Here is a 14,890-nt window from a genome sequence, read left to right as displayed (position 1 = left end):
GTGCCGAGCGACTCAGTCGGTGCCGAGGTCGAACGCCGAGGCCTCGTTCGCGGCATCCGTCGCCGCTTCGAGCTCGGACTCCGCAGGACCCGCGAGGATCTGCGCGGCATCGCCGACCGTGAGGTCGCCGACGAGCGCCGCGGTCGCGCCGCCCACGAGGTTCAGCCTCGCGTACTGCTCGAGCCGGGCGCGCGAGTCGGCGATGTCGAGGTTGCGCATCGTGAGCTGCCCGATGCGGTCTTCAGGGCCGAACGCCTGGTCGCCGACGCGCTCCATGGAGAGCTTCTCGGCCTGGTAGCTGAGCGCGGGACCCGTCGTGTTCATGATCGTGTAGTCGTCGCCGCGGCGGAGGCGTAGCGTCACCTCGCCCGTGACGGCGGAGGCGACCCAGCGCACGATCGACTCGCGGAGCATGAGGGACTGCGGGTCGAGCCAGCGGCCCTCGTACATGAGGCGCCCGAGACGGCGGCCCTCGTTGTGGTAGTTCGCGATCGTGTCTTCGTTGTGGATCGCGTTGAGGAGGCGCTCGTAGGCGATGTGCAGCAGGGCCATGCCCGGTGCCTCGTAGATGCCGCGCGACTTCGCCTCGATGATGCGGTTCTCGATCTGGTCGCTCATGCCGAGGCCGTGGCGGCCGCCGATGGCGTTGGCCTCGAGCACGAGCGCGACGGCGTCGTCGAACACGACGCCGTTGAGCGCGACCGGGCGGCCCTGCTCGAAGCGCACCGTGATGTCTTCCGTCTCGATCTCGACGGCTTCGTCCCAGAACTTCACGCCCATGATCGGCTCGACCGTCGTGATGCCCTCTGAGAGCTCCTCGAGCACCTTGGCCTCGTGCGTCGCGCCCCAGATGTTCGCGTCGGTCGAGTACGCCTTCTCGGCGGAGGCGCGGTAGGGGAGGTCGCGCTGCTGCAGCCACTCGCTCATCTCGGCGCGGCCGCCGAGTTCGGTGACGAAGTCGGCGTCGAGCCACGGCTTGTAGATGCGCAGTCGCGGGTTGGCCATGAGGCCGTAGCGGTAGAACCGCTCGATGTCGTTGCCCTTGTAGGTCGAGCCGTCGCCCCAGATGTCGACGCCGTCGTCGAGCATCGCGCGCACGAGCAGCGTGCCGGTGACCGCGCGGCCGAGGGGCGTCGTGTTGAAGTACGCCTTGCCGCCCGAGCGGATGTGGAAGGCGCCGCACTGCAGCGCCACGAGGCCCTCTTCGACGAGCGCGGCCCGGCAGTCGACGAGGCGCGAGATCTCGGCGCCGTACTCGATGGCGCGGCCGGGAACGGCCTCGACGTCGGGCTCATCGGGCTGGCCGAGGTCGGCCGTGTAGGTGCAGGGCACCGCACCCTTCTCGCGCATCCACGCGACCGCGACCGAGGTGTCGAGGCCGCCGGAGAAGGCGATGCCGACGCGTTCGCCGACGGGCAGGCTGGAGAGGACTTTCGACATGCCCTCCAGCCTACTTGGCGGTCGTGCCCTCTGACGGCGGCGCTTCGTGGGCCGGCCCTAGCCATCCCCCGTGCGCGGCAATAGACTCGCGCCACCCGGCCGTGCTGCATCACCGTTGCCGCCGCTCGTCGCACCTCTGGACGGGCCGGGCCGTCGGCCGACCCGGCCCGCGGAACTCCAGTCGCATCGAACGGAGACAGGGATGTACAAATCCAGAGTGATCGGGGTGGCCTCAGCCGCCGCCCTGACCATCGGCCTCATCGGCGCAGCAGCGGCTCCAGCCGTCGCCGCGACCGGGCCGGAGACCAGCTACCTCGTGCTCGCGCCCCAGGGCAAGAGCGTCGCGAAGGCCGAGGCCCGCGTCGCCGCCGCGGGAGGCACGGTCGTGGCCTCCTACGGCCAGATCGGCGTCCTCGTGGTGCGATCCACGAACACGGCGTTCGCCACCGCGGTCGCCGGAGCGGGGGTCCAGTCGGTCGCGTCGACCGACGGGCTCGGCACGACGCTCGTCGACGACGAGGAGAGCGTCGCCCTCGACGCATCCGCAGTCGAAGCCGCCGGTGACCCGACCGGCGAGCAGTACTGGAACCTGCAGTGGGACATGCAGCAGATCGACGTCGACCAGGCGCACGAGATCACGACGGGCGATCCGTCGGTCGTGGTCGGCGTGCTCGACTCCGGCATCGACGCGACCCACCCCGACCTCGCGACGCAGGTCGCGAAGGACCAGAGCGCCTCGTGCATCGGCGGCGTCGTCGACACGGCGGAGTCCGCGTGGAGCCCCTCGACCTCAGACCACGGCACGCACGTCGCCGGCACGATCGCCGCCGCCATCAACGGTGTCGGCATCGTTGGCGTCGCGCCCGGCGTGAAGGTCGCCTCGGTCAAGGTCGTCAACGACGACGGCTTCATCTTCCCCGAGGCGGCGATCTGCGGCTACCTGTGGGCGGCCGACCACGACATGCCGGTCACGAACAACAGCTACTTCATCGACCCGTGGGAGTTCAACTGCGTGAACGACCCGCGCCAGCGGCCGGTCTGGCAGGCCGTGCAGCGCGCGCTCGCGTACTCCACGGCGCAGGGCACCCTCACGGTGGCCTCGGCAGGCAACAGCAACGTCGACCTGCAGCACAAGTTCGTCGACTCGGCGAGCCCGAACGACGGCAGCTACCCGGTGGAGGACCGCACCATCACGGGCGCGTGCCGCGACCTGCCGGCGGAAGCGCCCGGCGTCGTGACCGTCTCCGCGGTCGGCCCGACCGAGTTGAAGAGCTACTACTCGTCGTACGGCCTCGGCGTCGTCGACGTGACGGCTCCCGGCGGCGACACCCGCTTCCGCACCGGTGGAGCCACCTCGACCCCGAGCGACGGCGTGCTCTCGACCATCTATCCCGGTGGGAAATGGGGCTACAAGCAGGGCACGTCGATGGCCGGTCCGCACGTGGCCGGCGTCGCGGCGCTCGCCGTGTCGGCGCACCCGGGCATGAAGCCGGGCGCACTCGCGTCGCTGCTCGAACGCACGTCCGAGGCGCTGCCGTGCCCCGTCGGCGTGTACGAGCCGCGCCCGGGCTACCCGGCCGTCTGCACCGGCGGCGAGCGCAACGGCTTCTACGGAGCCGGCAACATCAATGCGCTGAACGTCGTGCAGTAGGCGAACCGAGCGGATGTCGCTGCGAGGGGTCGGGCCGATCGGTCCGGCCCCTCGTTCGTGCGCCTCTCGGGCGCGAGAAGGCCCTCGCGATAAGGTGGAGTGTGACTCCAGACCAATCAGCACCGGAGCCCGAGGCCTCGCTCGCCGACGAACCCGAGGTGCGCCAGGCGCTCGCCGAGGGCGATCGCACGTCGGTCGCATCGGTCGTCGCGGAGCATCCGTCGTCGCCGCTCGCCTGGACCGAACTCGCCGACCTCGCCGATTCCGAGGGGCGCGCCATCGAGTCCTTCGCCTTCGCGTCCGTGGCGGCCGACCTCGCCCGCGCGCAACTCGTCGCCGGCGGATGGACGCTCGGCCACCCCGTCTCGTGGTCCGACGAGCCCAACCGCGCCTACCTGCGCGCCCTCGACACCCAGCGCCGTGCCGCCGAGAGCCTCGGCCTCGACGAGCGTGCGAGCGACCTGGCCGGAGAGCTCGCCGCCGCCGACCCCGAGGCCCCGGCCCGCATCGCGTCGGAGTTCACCCCGACCCAGCTGATCTCGATCGTCAGCGCTCACGACATCGCCGTCGACGCAGCCAACAACCACGCGGCATCCGTCGCACAGACCGGCGACGTCGTCGCCGAACCCGCCGCGTCCGACGCGGCAGGAGAGGACTGACATGCCCGCGGCCGTACTCATCGGTGCACAGTGGGGCGACGAGGGCAAGGGCAAGGCGACCGACCTGCTCGGCTCGCGCCTCGACTACGTCGTCAAGTTCAACGGCGGCAACAACGCCGGACACACCGTCGTCATCGGCGACGAGAAGTACGCCCTGCACCTGCTGCCGTCCGGCATCCTGACGCCGGGCGTCACGCCGGTCATCGGCAACGGCGTCGTGGTCGACGTCGAGGTGCTCTTCGAAGAGCTCGAAGGCCTCGAGGCACGGGGCGTCGACGTCTCGAAGCTGCGCGTCTCGGCGAACGCCCACCTCATCACGCAGTACCACCGCACCCTCGACAAGGTGACCGAGCGGTTCCTCGGCAAGCGCCAGATCGGCACCACCGGCCGGGGCATCGGGCCCGCCTACGCCGACAAGATCAATCGCGTCGGCATCCGCATGCAAGACCTCTTCGACGAGAACATCCTGCGGCAGAAGGTCGAGGGTGCGCTCGACCAGAAGAACCACCTGCTCGTGAAAATCTACAACCGTCGCGCGATCGCCGTCGACGAGATCGTCGACGAGCTGCTCGCGTACGTCGACCGACTGCGCCCGATGGTCACCGACACCGCCCTGCTGCTGCACCAGGCGCTCGAGCGCGACGAGACGGTGCTCTTCGAGGGCGGTCAGGCGACCATGCTCGACGTCGACCACGGCACCTACCCGTTCGTGACCTCGTCGAACGCGACGAGCGGCGGGGCGATCACCGGTTCCGGCATCGCGCCCAACAAGATCGACCGCGTCATCGCGGTGGTCAAGGCCTACACGACCCGCGTCGGCGCCGGCCCCTTCCCGACCGAGCTCTTCGACGAGTGGGGCGACTTCCTCACCGAGCAGGGGCACGAGTTCGGCACGACCACCGGGCGCAAGCGCCGCACCGGCTGGTACGACGCCCCCATCGCCCGGTACGCGTCGCGCATCAACGGCGTCACCGACTTCGTGCTGACCAAGCTCGACGTCCTCACGGGCATCGACCGCATCCCCGTCGCCGTCGCCTACGACGTCGACGGCGAGCGCTTCGACGAGGTGCCGGTCTCGCAGTCCGACTTCCACCACGCGAAGCCGATCTACGAGGAGTTCCCCGGCTGGACCGAAGACATCTCGGGTGCTCGCGAGTTCGCCGACCTGCCCGCGAACGCGCAGTCGTACGTTCGCGAACTCGAGGCCATGAGTGGTTCCCGCATCTCGGCCATCGGCGTCGGCCCCGGGCGCGACGAGATCGTCACCCTGCACGACCTGCTCGGCTGACCGCCGCCTGCCCAGGCGGGCTCGTTCGGCACCGACGACGAAGGGGGCGGATGTCCGTGACATCCGCCCCCTTCCCTCTGTCTGCCGTGTCTACGGCGTGACGATGGCGAACGCCTCGTCGCCCGGGTCGATGACCCCGAGCAGCCGCTCGAGCACCGAGGCGTCGCCTTCGGTCGCGACGCCGGCCGACGTGGAGTCGCCGCCGAGGAGCGCCAGGAGGCGGCCCTTCGTGAGGCTGAGGGTCAGTTCGACGTCACCCGCGCCGTCCTCGAGGTAGATCAGCACGCCGTTGCGGAGCGTGATCCGGAACCGGCGATCGAGGTCGGTGAGCACGATCGCGAACGACAGGTCGAGGTCCCACGCCTTCGGCCCGTCGATCTTGATCGCGATCGCGTCGAGCAACTGCTCGGGGCTGAGCTGGGCCAGCATCGAGGGGGCGCTGGTCTTCGTCGGGGTGCCGAAGTTGCCGACGCGCAGCTCGGTCGCTCCGGAGAGGAAGAAGTTGCGCCACGTGCCGTTCTCCGAGCCGTAGGCCAGCTGCTCGAGCGTGTCTGCGTACAGCGCCCGAGCGGCCTCGTGGTGCTCGTCGACGAAGACGGCGTGGTCGAGCAGGGTCGCCGCCCAACGGAAGTCGCCGGCGTCGAACGCGGCCTGTGCGAGCTCGACCACGCGGTCGACGCCGCCGATCGCGTCGACGTAGCGCGTCGCGATCGCGGCCGGCGGGTGCGGCCACAGGCGCGCCGGGTTGCCATCGAACCAGCCGAGGTAGCGCTGCACGATCGCCTTGACGTTGTGGCTCACCGAGCCGTAGTAACCCCTCGTGTGCCACGCCCGCTCGAGCGCCGGCGGCATCTCGAAGTTCTCAGCGGCCTCGGCGGCGGTGTAGCCGCTGTTGACGAGCCGCAACGTCTGGTCGTGCAGGTAGGCGTAGAGGTCGCGCTGCACCGACAGGAACTCGACGATGTTCTCGCGGCCCCACGTCGGCCAGTGGTGCGAGGCGAAGACCGCGTCGGTGCGGTCGGCGTACCGCGTGATCGCCTCGGTGAGGTACTGCGACCACACGTGCGGATCGCGCACGACTGCTCCGCGCAGCGTCAGCAGGTTGTGCAGGTTGTGCGTCGCGTTCTCGGCCATGCAGAGTGCGCGGTAGCGCGGGAAGTAGAAGTGCATCTCCGACGGCGCTTCGGTGCCGGGCGCCATCTGGAACTCGATCTCGACGCCGTCGACGGTGTGCGTCTCACCCGTCGTCGTGATCTCGAGCGTCGGCACGATCATGCCGATCACACCGGTCGACGTGGTCTGGCCGAGGCCGGCGCCCACGGCGCCCTGCGGCCCGCGCTCGAGCGCCGCACCGTACATGTAGCCGGCGCGCCTGGCCATCGCCGTTCCGGCGTAGACGTTCTCGGCGACGGCGTGCTCGACGAAGCCCTCGGGGGCGATGATCTGCACCGTGCCCGCGTCGACCTCGCCCTGCGTGGTCACGCCGAAGACGCCGCCGAAGTGGTCGACGTGCGAGTGCGTGTGGATGACGGCGACGACCTTTCGGTCGCCGCGGTTCGCGCGGTACAGCGCGATCGCGGCTGCGGCGGTCTCGGTCGAGATGAGCGGGTCGATCACGATGATGCCCGTGTCGCCCTCGACGATCGTCATGTTCGAGAGATCGATGCCGCGCAGCTGGTAGATGCCCTCGACGACCTCGTAGAGGCCCTGTCGCGCGACGAGCTGCGACTGCCGCCAGAGGCTCGGATGCACCGTGTCGGGCGCATCTCCCTCGAGGAAGGCGTAACTGTCGTTGTCCCACACGACATCGCCGGCGTCGTTGCGCACGACCCCGGGCTCGAGCGCCGCGATGAATCCGCGATCCGCGTCGTCGAAATCACGCGTGTCGTCGAACGGCAGCTGCGCGAGCGCCCCCGCCTGCTGTGCCCGGATGGTGTTCGTGGCCGGCTTCTGATCCATGGAATGAAGTTCCCCCTTCGCGGGCGTGATCGCCCCCCGCCATCGTGGCAACCGCGCCGACCAGTCGCAAGGGAACGCGCCATGGCGGGCGGCTTCGGGTTCCGGAGACGACGAAGGGGGCGGATGCCCGTGGCATCCGCCCCCGTCGTACGTCTGTGCGTCGCGTTACTTCTCGGTGCCGATGGCCCCGTCGATGTTCTCGCGAACGCCATCGACCTTGTCGTGGTGCTCTTCGGGCAGCACCTTCTTGGCGGCCTCGGTGACGCCGTCGAGCAGCTTGTCGCTGATGTCCTCCGCCTGCTCGCTGTCGAGCGCGTCGGCGATCTTGTCCTTGTTGTCCTCGATGAAGTCTTGCGCCTTCTTCGTGATGTCGTCCAGAGAACCCATGGCCCCCACCTCTCGTTCGTCGTGGTCGTGCTTTCGTCATCGTAGGGGCGGCCCGGGTCGAAGGGAAGGGCTGCGACCTCGGGCGACCGGATCGTCGACGACCGGTCACCCGCCCGTCATCGGGGCGTGGCACACTCGAACGGTGACCGCATCGCGCCCTGCCGCGGCCGACCTGGTCGGCCGATTCATCCGCCTCAGCCCGTTCGACGTCGCCGACATCCCCGAGCTGCACCGGGCGCTCTGCCGACCCGAGGTCTACGCGGGCGGCTACGGCGGCGGCCCGGCCGGGCAGCCGGCCGACGTCGCGGCGTACGACGCGTTCGCACGCGCGTACTACTCGGCCGGCGAGGCGGCGATGCCGTGGACCGTGCGCCTGCGCGGCGGCCCCGACGACGGCCGGGTGGTCGGCGCCACGAAGCTCGCCGACCTCGACCTGCCGAACGAGTCGGCGCACATCGGCTGGACGGCCTACGACCCGGGCGTCTGGGGCACGGCGGTCAACCCAGAGGCCAAGCTGCTGCTGCTCGACCTCGCGTTCCGCAACGGATTCGGCCGGGTGAAGATCCAGGCCGACGCCAACAACGCCCGTTCCCGGGCGGCGATCGAGAAGCTCGGCGCGAAGCTCGACGGAGTCATGCGGCGGCACAAGCCCCGGGCCGACGGCAGCTGGCGCGACAGCGCCGTGTACTCCGTCATCATCGACGAGTGGCCCGAGGTGCGGGACCGTCTCACGGCGCGACTCTCGGCGTTCGGCGAGGAGCCCGTCGAGGTGCGCGAACGAAGTTAGCCCCAGAGCTCCAGCGCACCGTCGACCATCGCGGCGACGCCGCCCGCGTACGCGATCACGATCACGGCGATGCGCGCCGCATGGTGGGGGATGCGCTTGTGCAGGAGCTCGCCGAGGCCGAGGCCGACGAGCAGTGCTCCGATGACCAGCGGCCAGGCGCCGGGTTCGAGCTCGGGCAGCGCCCAGCCGGTCGCGCCGAGCTTGCCGACGAGTGAGGCCACCCCGATGACCACGAAGTAGGGCTGCGCCGTGGCGGCGAAGCCCACCTGCGGCCAGCGCGTCGCCACGGCGTAGACGCTGAGCGCAGGCCCGCCGACGCCGGCCGAGGCGTTCATGAAGCCGGATGCCGCACCGGCGATGATCGCCGGAGAGCGACCCGTCGCGACGTGGTCGGTGCGGGTCACGAGGAGCGAGACCGTGAGCGCCACGACGACGAGCACGCCCACGCCGAGCTGGAGCACCGGCCCGGGCAGCCAGGCCGCGACGAGGGCGCCGACGACGGTGCCGACGAGGGCGGGAACGACGAGCCATCCGAATCTCGTCCAGTCGACGAGCTTCCACACCCTCGGCAGGATGAGGAGCGAGGAGAGCACGGCGCAGAGGTTCACGAGCACGACGCCGTCGAACGGGCCGAGCAGGATCACGAGGGCGGGCGCGGCGATGAGTGCGAAGCCCATGCCCGTGATGCGCTGCGCCAGTGCGCCGACGAGCACGGAGACGGCGACGGGCAGGAGCACCGGGCGAGTCTACCCGGGCTGCGGCTCGGCGCTCAGCGGGTCGAACGGCGGCGCAGGCGGGCCGTGGAGAGCGCCGTGACCCCGACAACGAGAGCGCCGAGCGCCATCCACGCGGCGGTGCCGAGGGCGGGATCCACGCCGGTGGCCGGCAGTGCACCGGCCGTTGCTCCGCCGGCGGGCGGCGTCGGCGGCGGCGTGGGCGTCGGCACGTCGGCGAGGATCACGAAGTCCTGGTCGCTGAACACCTCGCCCGCCTCGGTGATCGTGACGGTGAGCGTCGAAGGCCCGACGGCGGTGTACCCGGCCGGCACGGTCAGCGTCATCGTGTACTCGCCGGGCGGCAGCGCGGCGACCGCGTAGCTCCCGTCGGGGTCGCTCGTGAGCGGCGTCGGCCCATCCGGCCCCGTGACCGTGACCGCGGCACCGGGGAACGGTGTGCCGTCGTCGGTGAAGACGGTGCCTTCGATGCTTCCGAGCTTCGCGATGGCGAAGTCGACGCCGGTCACGTCGCTCGTCGCCACCGACTCGTCGCGGGTCACGGGGCCGACGGCGACGGCGCCCTCGGGCGTCGTCATCGTCACCGTGTAGTCGCCGGCAGGAAGCAGCGGGAAATGGTAGCCGCCATCGGCGCCTGTGACGGTCGAGAGCGTGCCGCCGGGCCCGGTCGCGGTGATCGTGACACCGGGCACACCGGCTCCCGCCGCGGTGACGGTGCCCGAGAGCGACGGGTTCGCGGCGACCACGAAGTCCACCCCCGTGATCGGCGTCTCGACGCCGTCGGGAACGGTGAACTGCGGCGGGCTCGACGTGACGGTGTAGCCGCCGGGCGTCGTGATCGTCGCCGTGTAGTCGCCGACCGGCACCTGGTCGAAGAGGTAGTTGCCGTCGCTGTCGGTCGTCGTCGTGACGTCGCCGATCGTGACCGAGACGCCGCCCATCGGGTTGCCCTCGGAATCGGAGACGTTGCCCGAGACGGCGACCGGCACGATGTCGCGCATCGTGAAGTCGACGACCGCATCGGTGGTCGACAGGTCGGCCGGCTTCCGGGAGGCGTCGACGGCGATCTTCCCCGAGGGCAGCACCGCCTCGACGGTGTACCCGTCGGTGGCGAAGAAGCCGGGGAATCCGTAGAGCCCGCCTCCTGCGGTGGTCGTGGTGGCGACGACGGCGCCGGAGGCGTCGATCAGGTTGAGCGCGACGCCGTCGACCGGGCCCGTGCCGGAGTCGGTGACGGTGCCGGTGATGTCACGAGCGAGGGAGGCGAACCAGGTCTGGTAGACGGGCAACCCTGCACGTCGGGTGAAGATGAACGAGAGCGAGCTGATCGGCACCGAGGGCTCGAACCAGGCCGCCGCTCCGCTCGTGTCGCTCGCCGCGTCATTTCCGGTGAGCGTCATGGTCGCCGGGTTCCACTTCGCCACGTCGAGGGCGTTGCCGTCGCACGAGGGCTTGCCGACCACGCCGGGCGCGCAGTAGTTGAAGCCCTCCTTGAAGCCGAGCTCTGCGGCCGTGAGTGCCGCACCGTCGGCGCCGACCGCGGAGATGCGCACCTGGTCGGCATCGATGTCGCCGAGCACGAAGGTCCAGTTCGACGACGGCGTCGGGGTCGGGAACGAGTACGTCGTCGTCGACGCGCCTGCAGGCGTGTCCGCCTTCGGCCGGAGGTTCAGGTAGGGCTGGTTCCGGCTCGACCCGTATTTCGCGCCGACCGGCGTGCCCTCCGAGAGCCACGTCGACGCCCCCGAGATCACGCCGACCTGCCCGGCCCGCGAATCGCTCGTGACCGAGGCGGCGAGCGCCGGCTGCCCCGCGAGCGTCATCGTGGTCTGATACGCGCCGCCGGTACCGGTGAGCGGCGCCCAGCCGGCCCAGTTCGCGGTCGTCACCGCCGAGGCCGGCGTGATGGCGACCGTCGACAGCACGGCTGCGGTGATGAGGCCGGTGAGACCGGCGACGAGCATGCGATTCCCCCGAAGCATGGCGACCAGCATATTGGGGTGAGCCGGTCGGCGCATCCGTTGCGTCAGCGCGCGAGCCGCTCCGGCACGTGCAGCCGGGTGAGGAAGGCGTCGGCGCCTCGGGGAATGCCACGGCGATCGCCCCGGGAGACGAGCACCGTGACGAGCACCGCGAGCGGGACGGTCCATGCCGCGGGTTGCTCGAGGAACGGGCGGAGTGCGGGCGCCGCAGCCGAGAGCAGCGGGCCGCCGAGGATGGCGCCGCCCGAGAGCAGTGCGCCGGTGAGCATGCCGGCGATCGCACCGCGTGCGGTGAGCCCGCGCCACCAGATGCCGAGGATCAGCATGGGGCAGAGCGTCGACGCGGTGAACGCGAAGACGAGCCCGACGCTGCCGGCGAGTCCGGTCGACTCCGTCGAGAGCGCCACGACGAGCGGGATGAGCGACGAGGCCACGGCCGCGATGCGGAATCCCCGCACGCTGCCGCCGAGCAGGTCCTGGCTGATCACGCCCGCGAGCGAGACGACCAGCCCGGAGGAGGTCGACAGGAACGCGCCGAACGCGCCCGCGATGACGAGGGCCGTGAGCAGCTCGCCCCAGATGCCCGGCACGAGGCGGCCCGGCAGCAGGAGGATGAGGGCATCCGCTTCGCCCGAGGCCGCGAGATCGGGGGCGAACGCCCGGCCGAGCAGGCCGAACACCGTCGGGAAGAGATAGAACACCGAGAGCAGGGCGAGCACGATGACCGTCGTGCGCCGGGCCGCGACCCCGTCGGGATTCGTGTAGAACCGCACGAGCACGTGCGGCAGGCCGAGGGTGCCGAGGAGCAGCGCGACCATGAGCGAGACGGTGCGGTAGACATCGAGGTCGGCAGGGCCGGCGGCGGGCGGGAAGGCCTCGGCCGGCGTGAGCTGCGCGGGCGGCTCGCCGCTGCCGAGGATGAGCAGCAGCGCCACGACGGGCACGGCGAGCGCGGTGAGCTTCAGCCAGAACTGGAAGGCCTGCACGAAGGTGATCGAGCGCATGCCGCCCGCCGCGACGATGACCGCGACGAGCACGGCGACCGCGACCGACCCGACCCACGACGGCAGTCCTGTCGTGATGCGCACCGTCAGCGCCGCCCCCTGCAGCTGCGGCACGATGTAGAACCAGCCGACGACGATCACGAGGGTCGAGGTCACGCGCCGCGCCCACGTCGACTCGAGCCGCGCCTCGGTGAAGTCCGGGATCGTGTACGCACCCGAACGCCGAAGCGGCGCCGCGACGAAGAGCAGCAGCATGAGGTATCCGGCCGTGTAGCCGATCGGGAACCAGAGGCCGCCAGAGCCCTGCAGCAGGATGAGTCCGGCGATGCCGAGGAACGACGCCGCCGAGAGGTACTCGCCGCCGATCGCCGAGGCGTTCCACCACGGCCGCACGGTGCGCGAGGCGACGTAGAAGTCGCTCGTCGTGCGAGAGACCCGGAGCCCGTAGAAGCCGATGAGCGCCGAGGCGAGCGCGACGGCCGCGATGGCCGAGTAGCCGATGACGGGGTTCACTCCGCCTCCGTGAGTGATCGGTAGCGGGCTTCGTTGCGAGCGGCCGCGCGCACGTAGAGCCCGGCGACCGTGAGCGCGAGGGGGTACACCCCGACGCCGAGCAGCAGCCACGAGGCGGGCACGCCGAACACGAAGCTCGAGTCGAGGGCCGGCACGAGCGCGATGGCGAGTACGAAGAGGGTCGTGGCCGCCGCGAAGCCGACGGCGAAGACGATCGCGAGCCGAAGCTGTGAGCGGATCAGCGAACGCACGTAGACGCCCGCGATGTCGCTCGTCGGGCCGCCTCGGGCCGAGGGTGGCAGCGGACGAGCGGATGCCCCGGCCGCGCCGGGTCGCGGAGCGGTGACGCGGACCCGGGGCGGCGGCCCCGCGGCATCCGCTCGATCACGGGGCGGCTCGATCACGCTACGTCCTCGGACGGATGATCGTCTGGTCGAGCCGCTCGCGGAGGGCGGGCAGCAGGCGACGGCTCACGGGCAGCTCCGCCTGGCCGACGGTGACGCTCGGGTGGTCGGAGCCGAGCCGGATGCGGCTGAGGTGGGCGAGCGAGACCAGGTAGGACCGGTGCACGCGCACGAAGCCGGCGTCCGCCCACTGGCGTTCGAGGTCGCTCATCGGCACGCGCACGAGATAGCTCGCCTCCTCGGTGTGGAGCCGCGCGTAGTCGCCCTGCGCCTGCACGTAGCGCACGTCGTCGCGCCGGATCATGCGGGTCGTGCCGCCGAGCGTGACGGCGACCATCTCGGGTTCGATGGGCGCCCCGGTCGTCGACTGGCTCGCCGCGCCCGCCTTCAGCGCCTCGACGATGCGGCCGACCGAGCGGTGCAGTCGTTCGGTGCGCACAGGCTTCAGCAGGTAGTCGACGGCGGCGAGGTCGAATGCCTCGAGCGCGCCCTCCTCATCGGCGGTCACGAAGACGAGCACCGGGCTGTGCTCGAACCGTGCAAGCGCCCGTGCGAGGTCGAAGCCCGTGAGCCCCGGCATGTGGATGTCGAGGAACGCGGCGTCGACCGGTTCGCGAGTGAGCAGGCGGATCGCCTCGGCCCCCGAGGACGCCTGGTGGATCACGCCGATGCGCGGGTCCTGACCGAGCAGGAACGCGAGCTCGTCGATCGCGGGCTGCTCGTCATCGGCGATGAGCACGGAGATCATGGCTCAAGTCTCCCATCGGGGGCCGTCGCGGCCGAGGGGCGTCGTGGCCCCGACTTCGGCACCCGCATGCGCACGAGCGTGCCGGAGCCGACGTTGGTCTCGACCACGAGACCCAGTTCGTCGCCGTAGACCTGGCGGAGTCGGGCATCGACGTTGCGGAGCCCGACGTGCTCGCCGCCGGCGGTGCCCCCCGCGAGCACCCCGGCGAGCACGTCTGGGTCGATGCCGACGCCGTCGTCCTCGACGCTGATCTCGGCGAACGCCCCGGCATCCGCCGCCGTGATCGTGATGCGCCCGCCGCCCTCCTTCGACTCGAGGCCGTGCCGCACGGCGTTCTCGACGAGCGGCTGGATCGAGAGGAACGGCACGACCGTCGAGAGCACCTCGGGCGCGATCTGCAGCGTGACCTTGAGGCGCTCGCCGAAGCGGGCCCGCTCGAGGCGCAGGTAGCTGTCGATCGACCGCAGCTCCTCGGCGACGGTCGTGAAGTCGCCGTGCCTGCGGAAGGAGTACCGGGTGAAATCGGCGAACTCGAGCACGAGCTCCCGCGCCTGCGCGGGATCCGTGTTGATGAACGACGCGATGGCGTTCAGCGAGTTGTAGATGAAGTGCGGGCTGATCTGTGCGCGGAGGGCGCGCACCTCGGCCTCGGCGAGCGCCGCGCGCGACGCGTCGAGCTCGCCGAGCTCGACCTGGGCGGCGACCCAGTCGGCCACCTCGCCCGTCGCGCGCACGAGACCGGCCCGCACGGGGGAGGCGAAGGCGACGATCGCACCGAGCGGACCGGTGCTGCCGATGATGGGCGCGACGACGGCATCCGTCTCCCACGCTCCGATCGGGATGCGGCGCTGGACCTGTTGCCGGCCGCTCGCGATCGCCGCGGCCGCCAGTCGCTCGGCGACCGGGCGCACCGCCTCGTCGCCGTCGATCGCAATGGTGCCCGAGCGATCGACGATCGCGAGGCTGTCGCAGCCGAGGAGAGCCCGCAGATGCTTGCCCGCGCGCGCGGCGCCCGGTTCGTCGATGCCGCCGCGCAGGTGCTTCGCGGCTCGCGACGCGAGGTGCAGGGTCTGGTACGTCGCCTGCTCGGCGTCGGTGCCGAGCTCTTTGGAGCTCAGCACGATGCGCCGCAGGAACACGACGAGCCCGACCGCGAGCGCTCCGCCGGCCACGCCGAGGGCGGCGGCGAGCAGCATCGACTCGGACATGCACGACAGCGTAACCGCTCGCATCCACCTCGCCATCCGCCGTGCGCTCGTCGTCGCGCGAGCGCCGTTCGTCGCACCGTGAACGCCGTTCGGCGACGACGAGCGGTACCCGCCCCATGCCGAGGC

The 14,890-nt window shown here is 71.1% G+C and carries 13 protein-coding genes; 4 read left to right on the top strand and 9 right to left on the bottom strand.

Annotated features, from left to right (window positions below; genetic code table 11):
* Nucleotides 1-12: 12 nt before the first annotated feature.
* On the bottom strand, nucleotides 13-1,440 hold the full coding sequence (argG, locus tag ASD23_RS14865) for an argininosuccinate synthase (RefSeq protein WP_056012173.1): 1,428 nt from the start codon (nucleotides 1,438-1,440) through the stop codon (nucleotides 13-15).
* Nucleotides 1,441-1,642: 202 nt separating this feature from the next.
* On the opposite strand from argG, the gene ASD23_RS14860 reads away from it, so the two are divergent.
* The 3 genes from ASD23_RS14860 (at nucleotide 1,643) to ASD23_RS14850 (ending at nucleotide 5,038) form a co-directional block, all read left to right on the top strand.
* Complete coding sequence (locus ASD23_RS14860) at nucleotides 1,643-3,091, top strand: S8 family peptidase (RefSeq protein WP_056012170.1); 1,449 nt, start codon at nucleotides 1,643-1,645, stop codon at nucleotides 3,089-3,091.
* 101 nt (nucleotides 3,092-3,192) lie between these two features.
* Complete coding sequence (locus ASD23_RS14855; protein WP_056012167.1) at nucleotides 3,193-3,750, top strand: DUF3151 family protein; 558 nt, start codon at nucleotides 3,193-3,195, stop codon at nucleotides 3,748-3,750.
* Nucleotide 3,751: 1 nt separating this feature from the next.
* The gene (locus tag ASD23_RS14850; RefSeq protein ID WP_056012164.1) at nucleotides 3,752-5,038 is read left to right on the top strand and encodes an adenylosuccinate synthase; all 1,287 of its coding nucleotides are present in this window, start codon (nucleotides 3,752-3,754) and stop codon (nucleotides 5,036-5,038) included.
* Between the two features lie 90 nt (nucleotides 5,039-5,128).
* Here the strand turns inward: ASD23_RS14850 and ASD23_RS14845 are convergent, their stop codons facing one another.
* Together ASD23_RS14845 and ASD23_RS14840 are read right to left on the bottom strand one after the other, a co-directional pair.
* Nucleotides 5,129-6,997: an alkyl/aryl-sulfatase gene (locus tag ASD23_RS14845; protein ID WP_056012161.1), complete on the bottom strand. Its 1,869-nt coding sequence runs from the start codon at nucleotides 6,995-6,997 to the stop codon at nucleotides 5,129-5,131.
* A gap of 165 nt (nucleotides 6,998-7,162) precedes the next feature.
* Entirely contained in the window at nucleotides 7,163-7,384 is a 222-nt protein-coding gene (locus ASD23_RS14840; protein ID WP_056012158.1) for an Rv0909 family putative TA system antitoxin, read from the bottom strand.
* Between the two features lie 142 nt (nucleotides 7,385-7,526).
* Between ASD23_RS14840 and ASD23_RS14835 the strand changes: the two genes are divergently transcribed.
* Nucleotides 7,527-8,171: a GNAT family N-acetyltransferase gene (locus ASD23_RS14835; RefSeq protein ID WP_056012155.1), complete on the top strand. Its 645-nt coding sequence runs from the start codon at nucleotides 7,527-7,529 to the stop codon at nucleotides 8,169-8,171.
* Here the strand turns inward: ASD23_RS14835 and ASD23_RS14830 are convergent.
* From ASD23_RS14830 to ASD23_RS14805, 6 genes are read right to left on the bottom strand one after another with little or no spacing between them, the layout of a single operon-like run.
* On the bottom strand, nucleotides 8,168-8,908 hold the full coding sequence (locus tag ASD23_RS14830) for a sulfite exporter TauE/SafE family protein (RefSeq protein ID WP_082571482.1): 741 nt from the start codon (nucleotides 8,906-8,908) through the stop codon (nucleotides 8,168-8,170). The two genes, ASD23_RS14835 and ASD23_RS14830, sit on opposite strands and share 4 nt — an antisense overlap.
* Before the next feature lie 32 nt (nucleotides 8,909-8,940).
* The gene (locus tag ASD23_RS14825; RefSeq protein WP_235507757.1) at nucleotides 8,941-10,887 is read right to left on the bottom strand and encodes an MSCRAMM family protein; all 1,947 of its coding nucleotides are present in this window, start codon (nucleotides 10,885-10,887) and stop codon (nucleotides 8,941-8,943) included.
* A gap of 44 nt (nucleotides 10,888-10,931) precedes the next feature.
* Nucleotides 10,932-12,404, bottom strand: coding sequence for a sodium/solute symporter (locus tag ASD23_RS14820; protein ID WP_056012149.1), 1,473 nt, complete (start codon nucleotides 12,402-12,404; stop codon nucleotides 10,932-10,934).
* Entirely contained in the window at nucleotides 12,401-12,808 is a 408-nt protein-coding gene (locus ASD23_RS14815) for a hypothetical protein (RefSeq protein ID WP_235507756.1), read from the bottom strand. The genes ASD23_RS14820 and ASD23_RS14815 overlap by 4 nt, the downstream gene beginning before the upstream one ends.
* Nucleotide 12,809: 1 nt before the next feature.
* Nucleotides 12,810-13,556 carry a LytR/AlgR family response regulator transcription factor gene (locus tag ASD23_RS14810; RefSeq protein ID WP_056012146.1) on the bottom strand — a complete coding sequence of 249 codons (747 nt, stop codon included), beginning with the start codon at nucleotides 13,554-13,556 and terminating at the stop codon, nucleotides 12,810-12,812.
* Nucleotides 13,553-14,764, bottom strand: a complete 1,212-nt coding sequence (locus ASD23_RS14805; protein ID WP_056012143.1) for a sensor histidine kinase — start codon at nucleotides 14,762-14,764, stop codon at nucleotides 13,553-13,555. Before ASD23_RS14805 ends, ASD23_RS14810 begins: the two co-directional genes overlap by 4 nt.
* Between the last annotated feature and the right edge of the window lie 126 nt (nucleotides 14,765-14,890).

The organism is Agromyces sp. Root1464, from assembly GCF_001427265.1.
Lineage (GTDB): Bacteria > Actinomycetota > Actinomycetes > Actinomycetales > Microbacteriaceae > Agromyces > Agromyces fucosus.
Note: the sequence above shows the minus strand (reverse complement) of the source record. Positions and strands in the feature narration are given on the sequence as shown.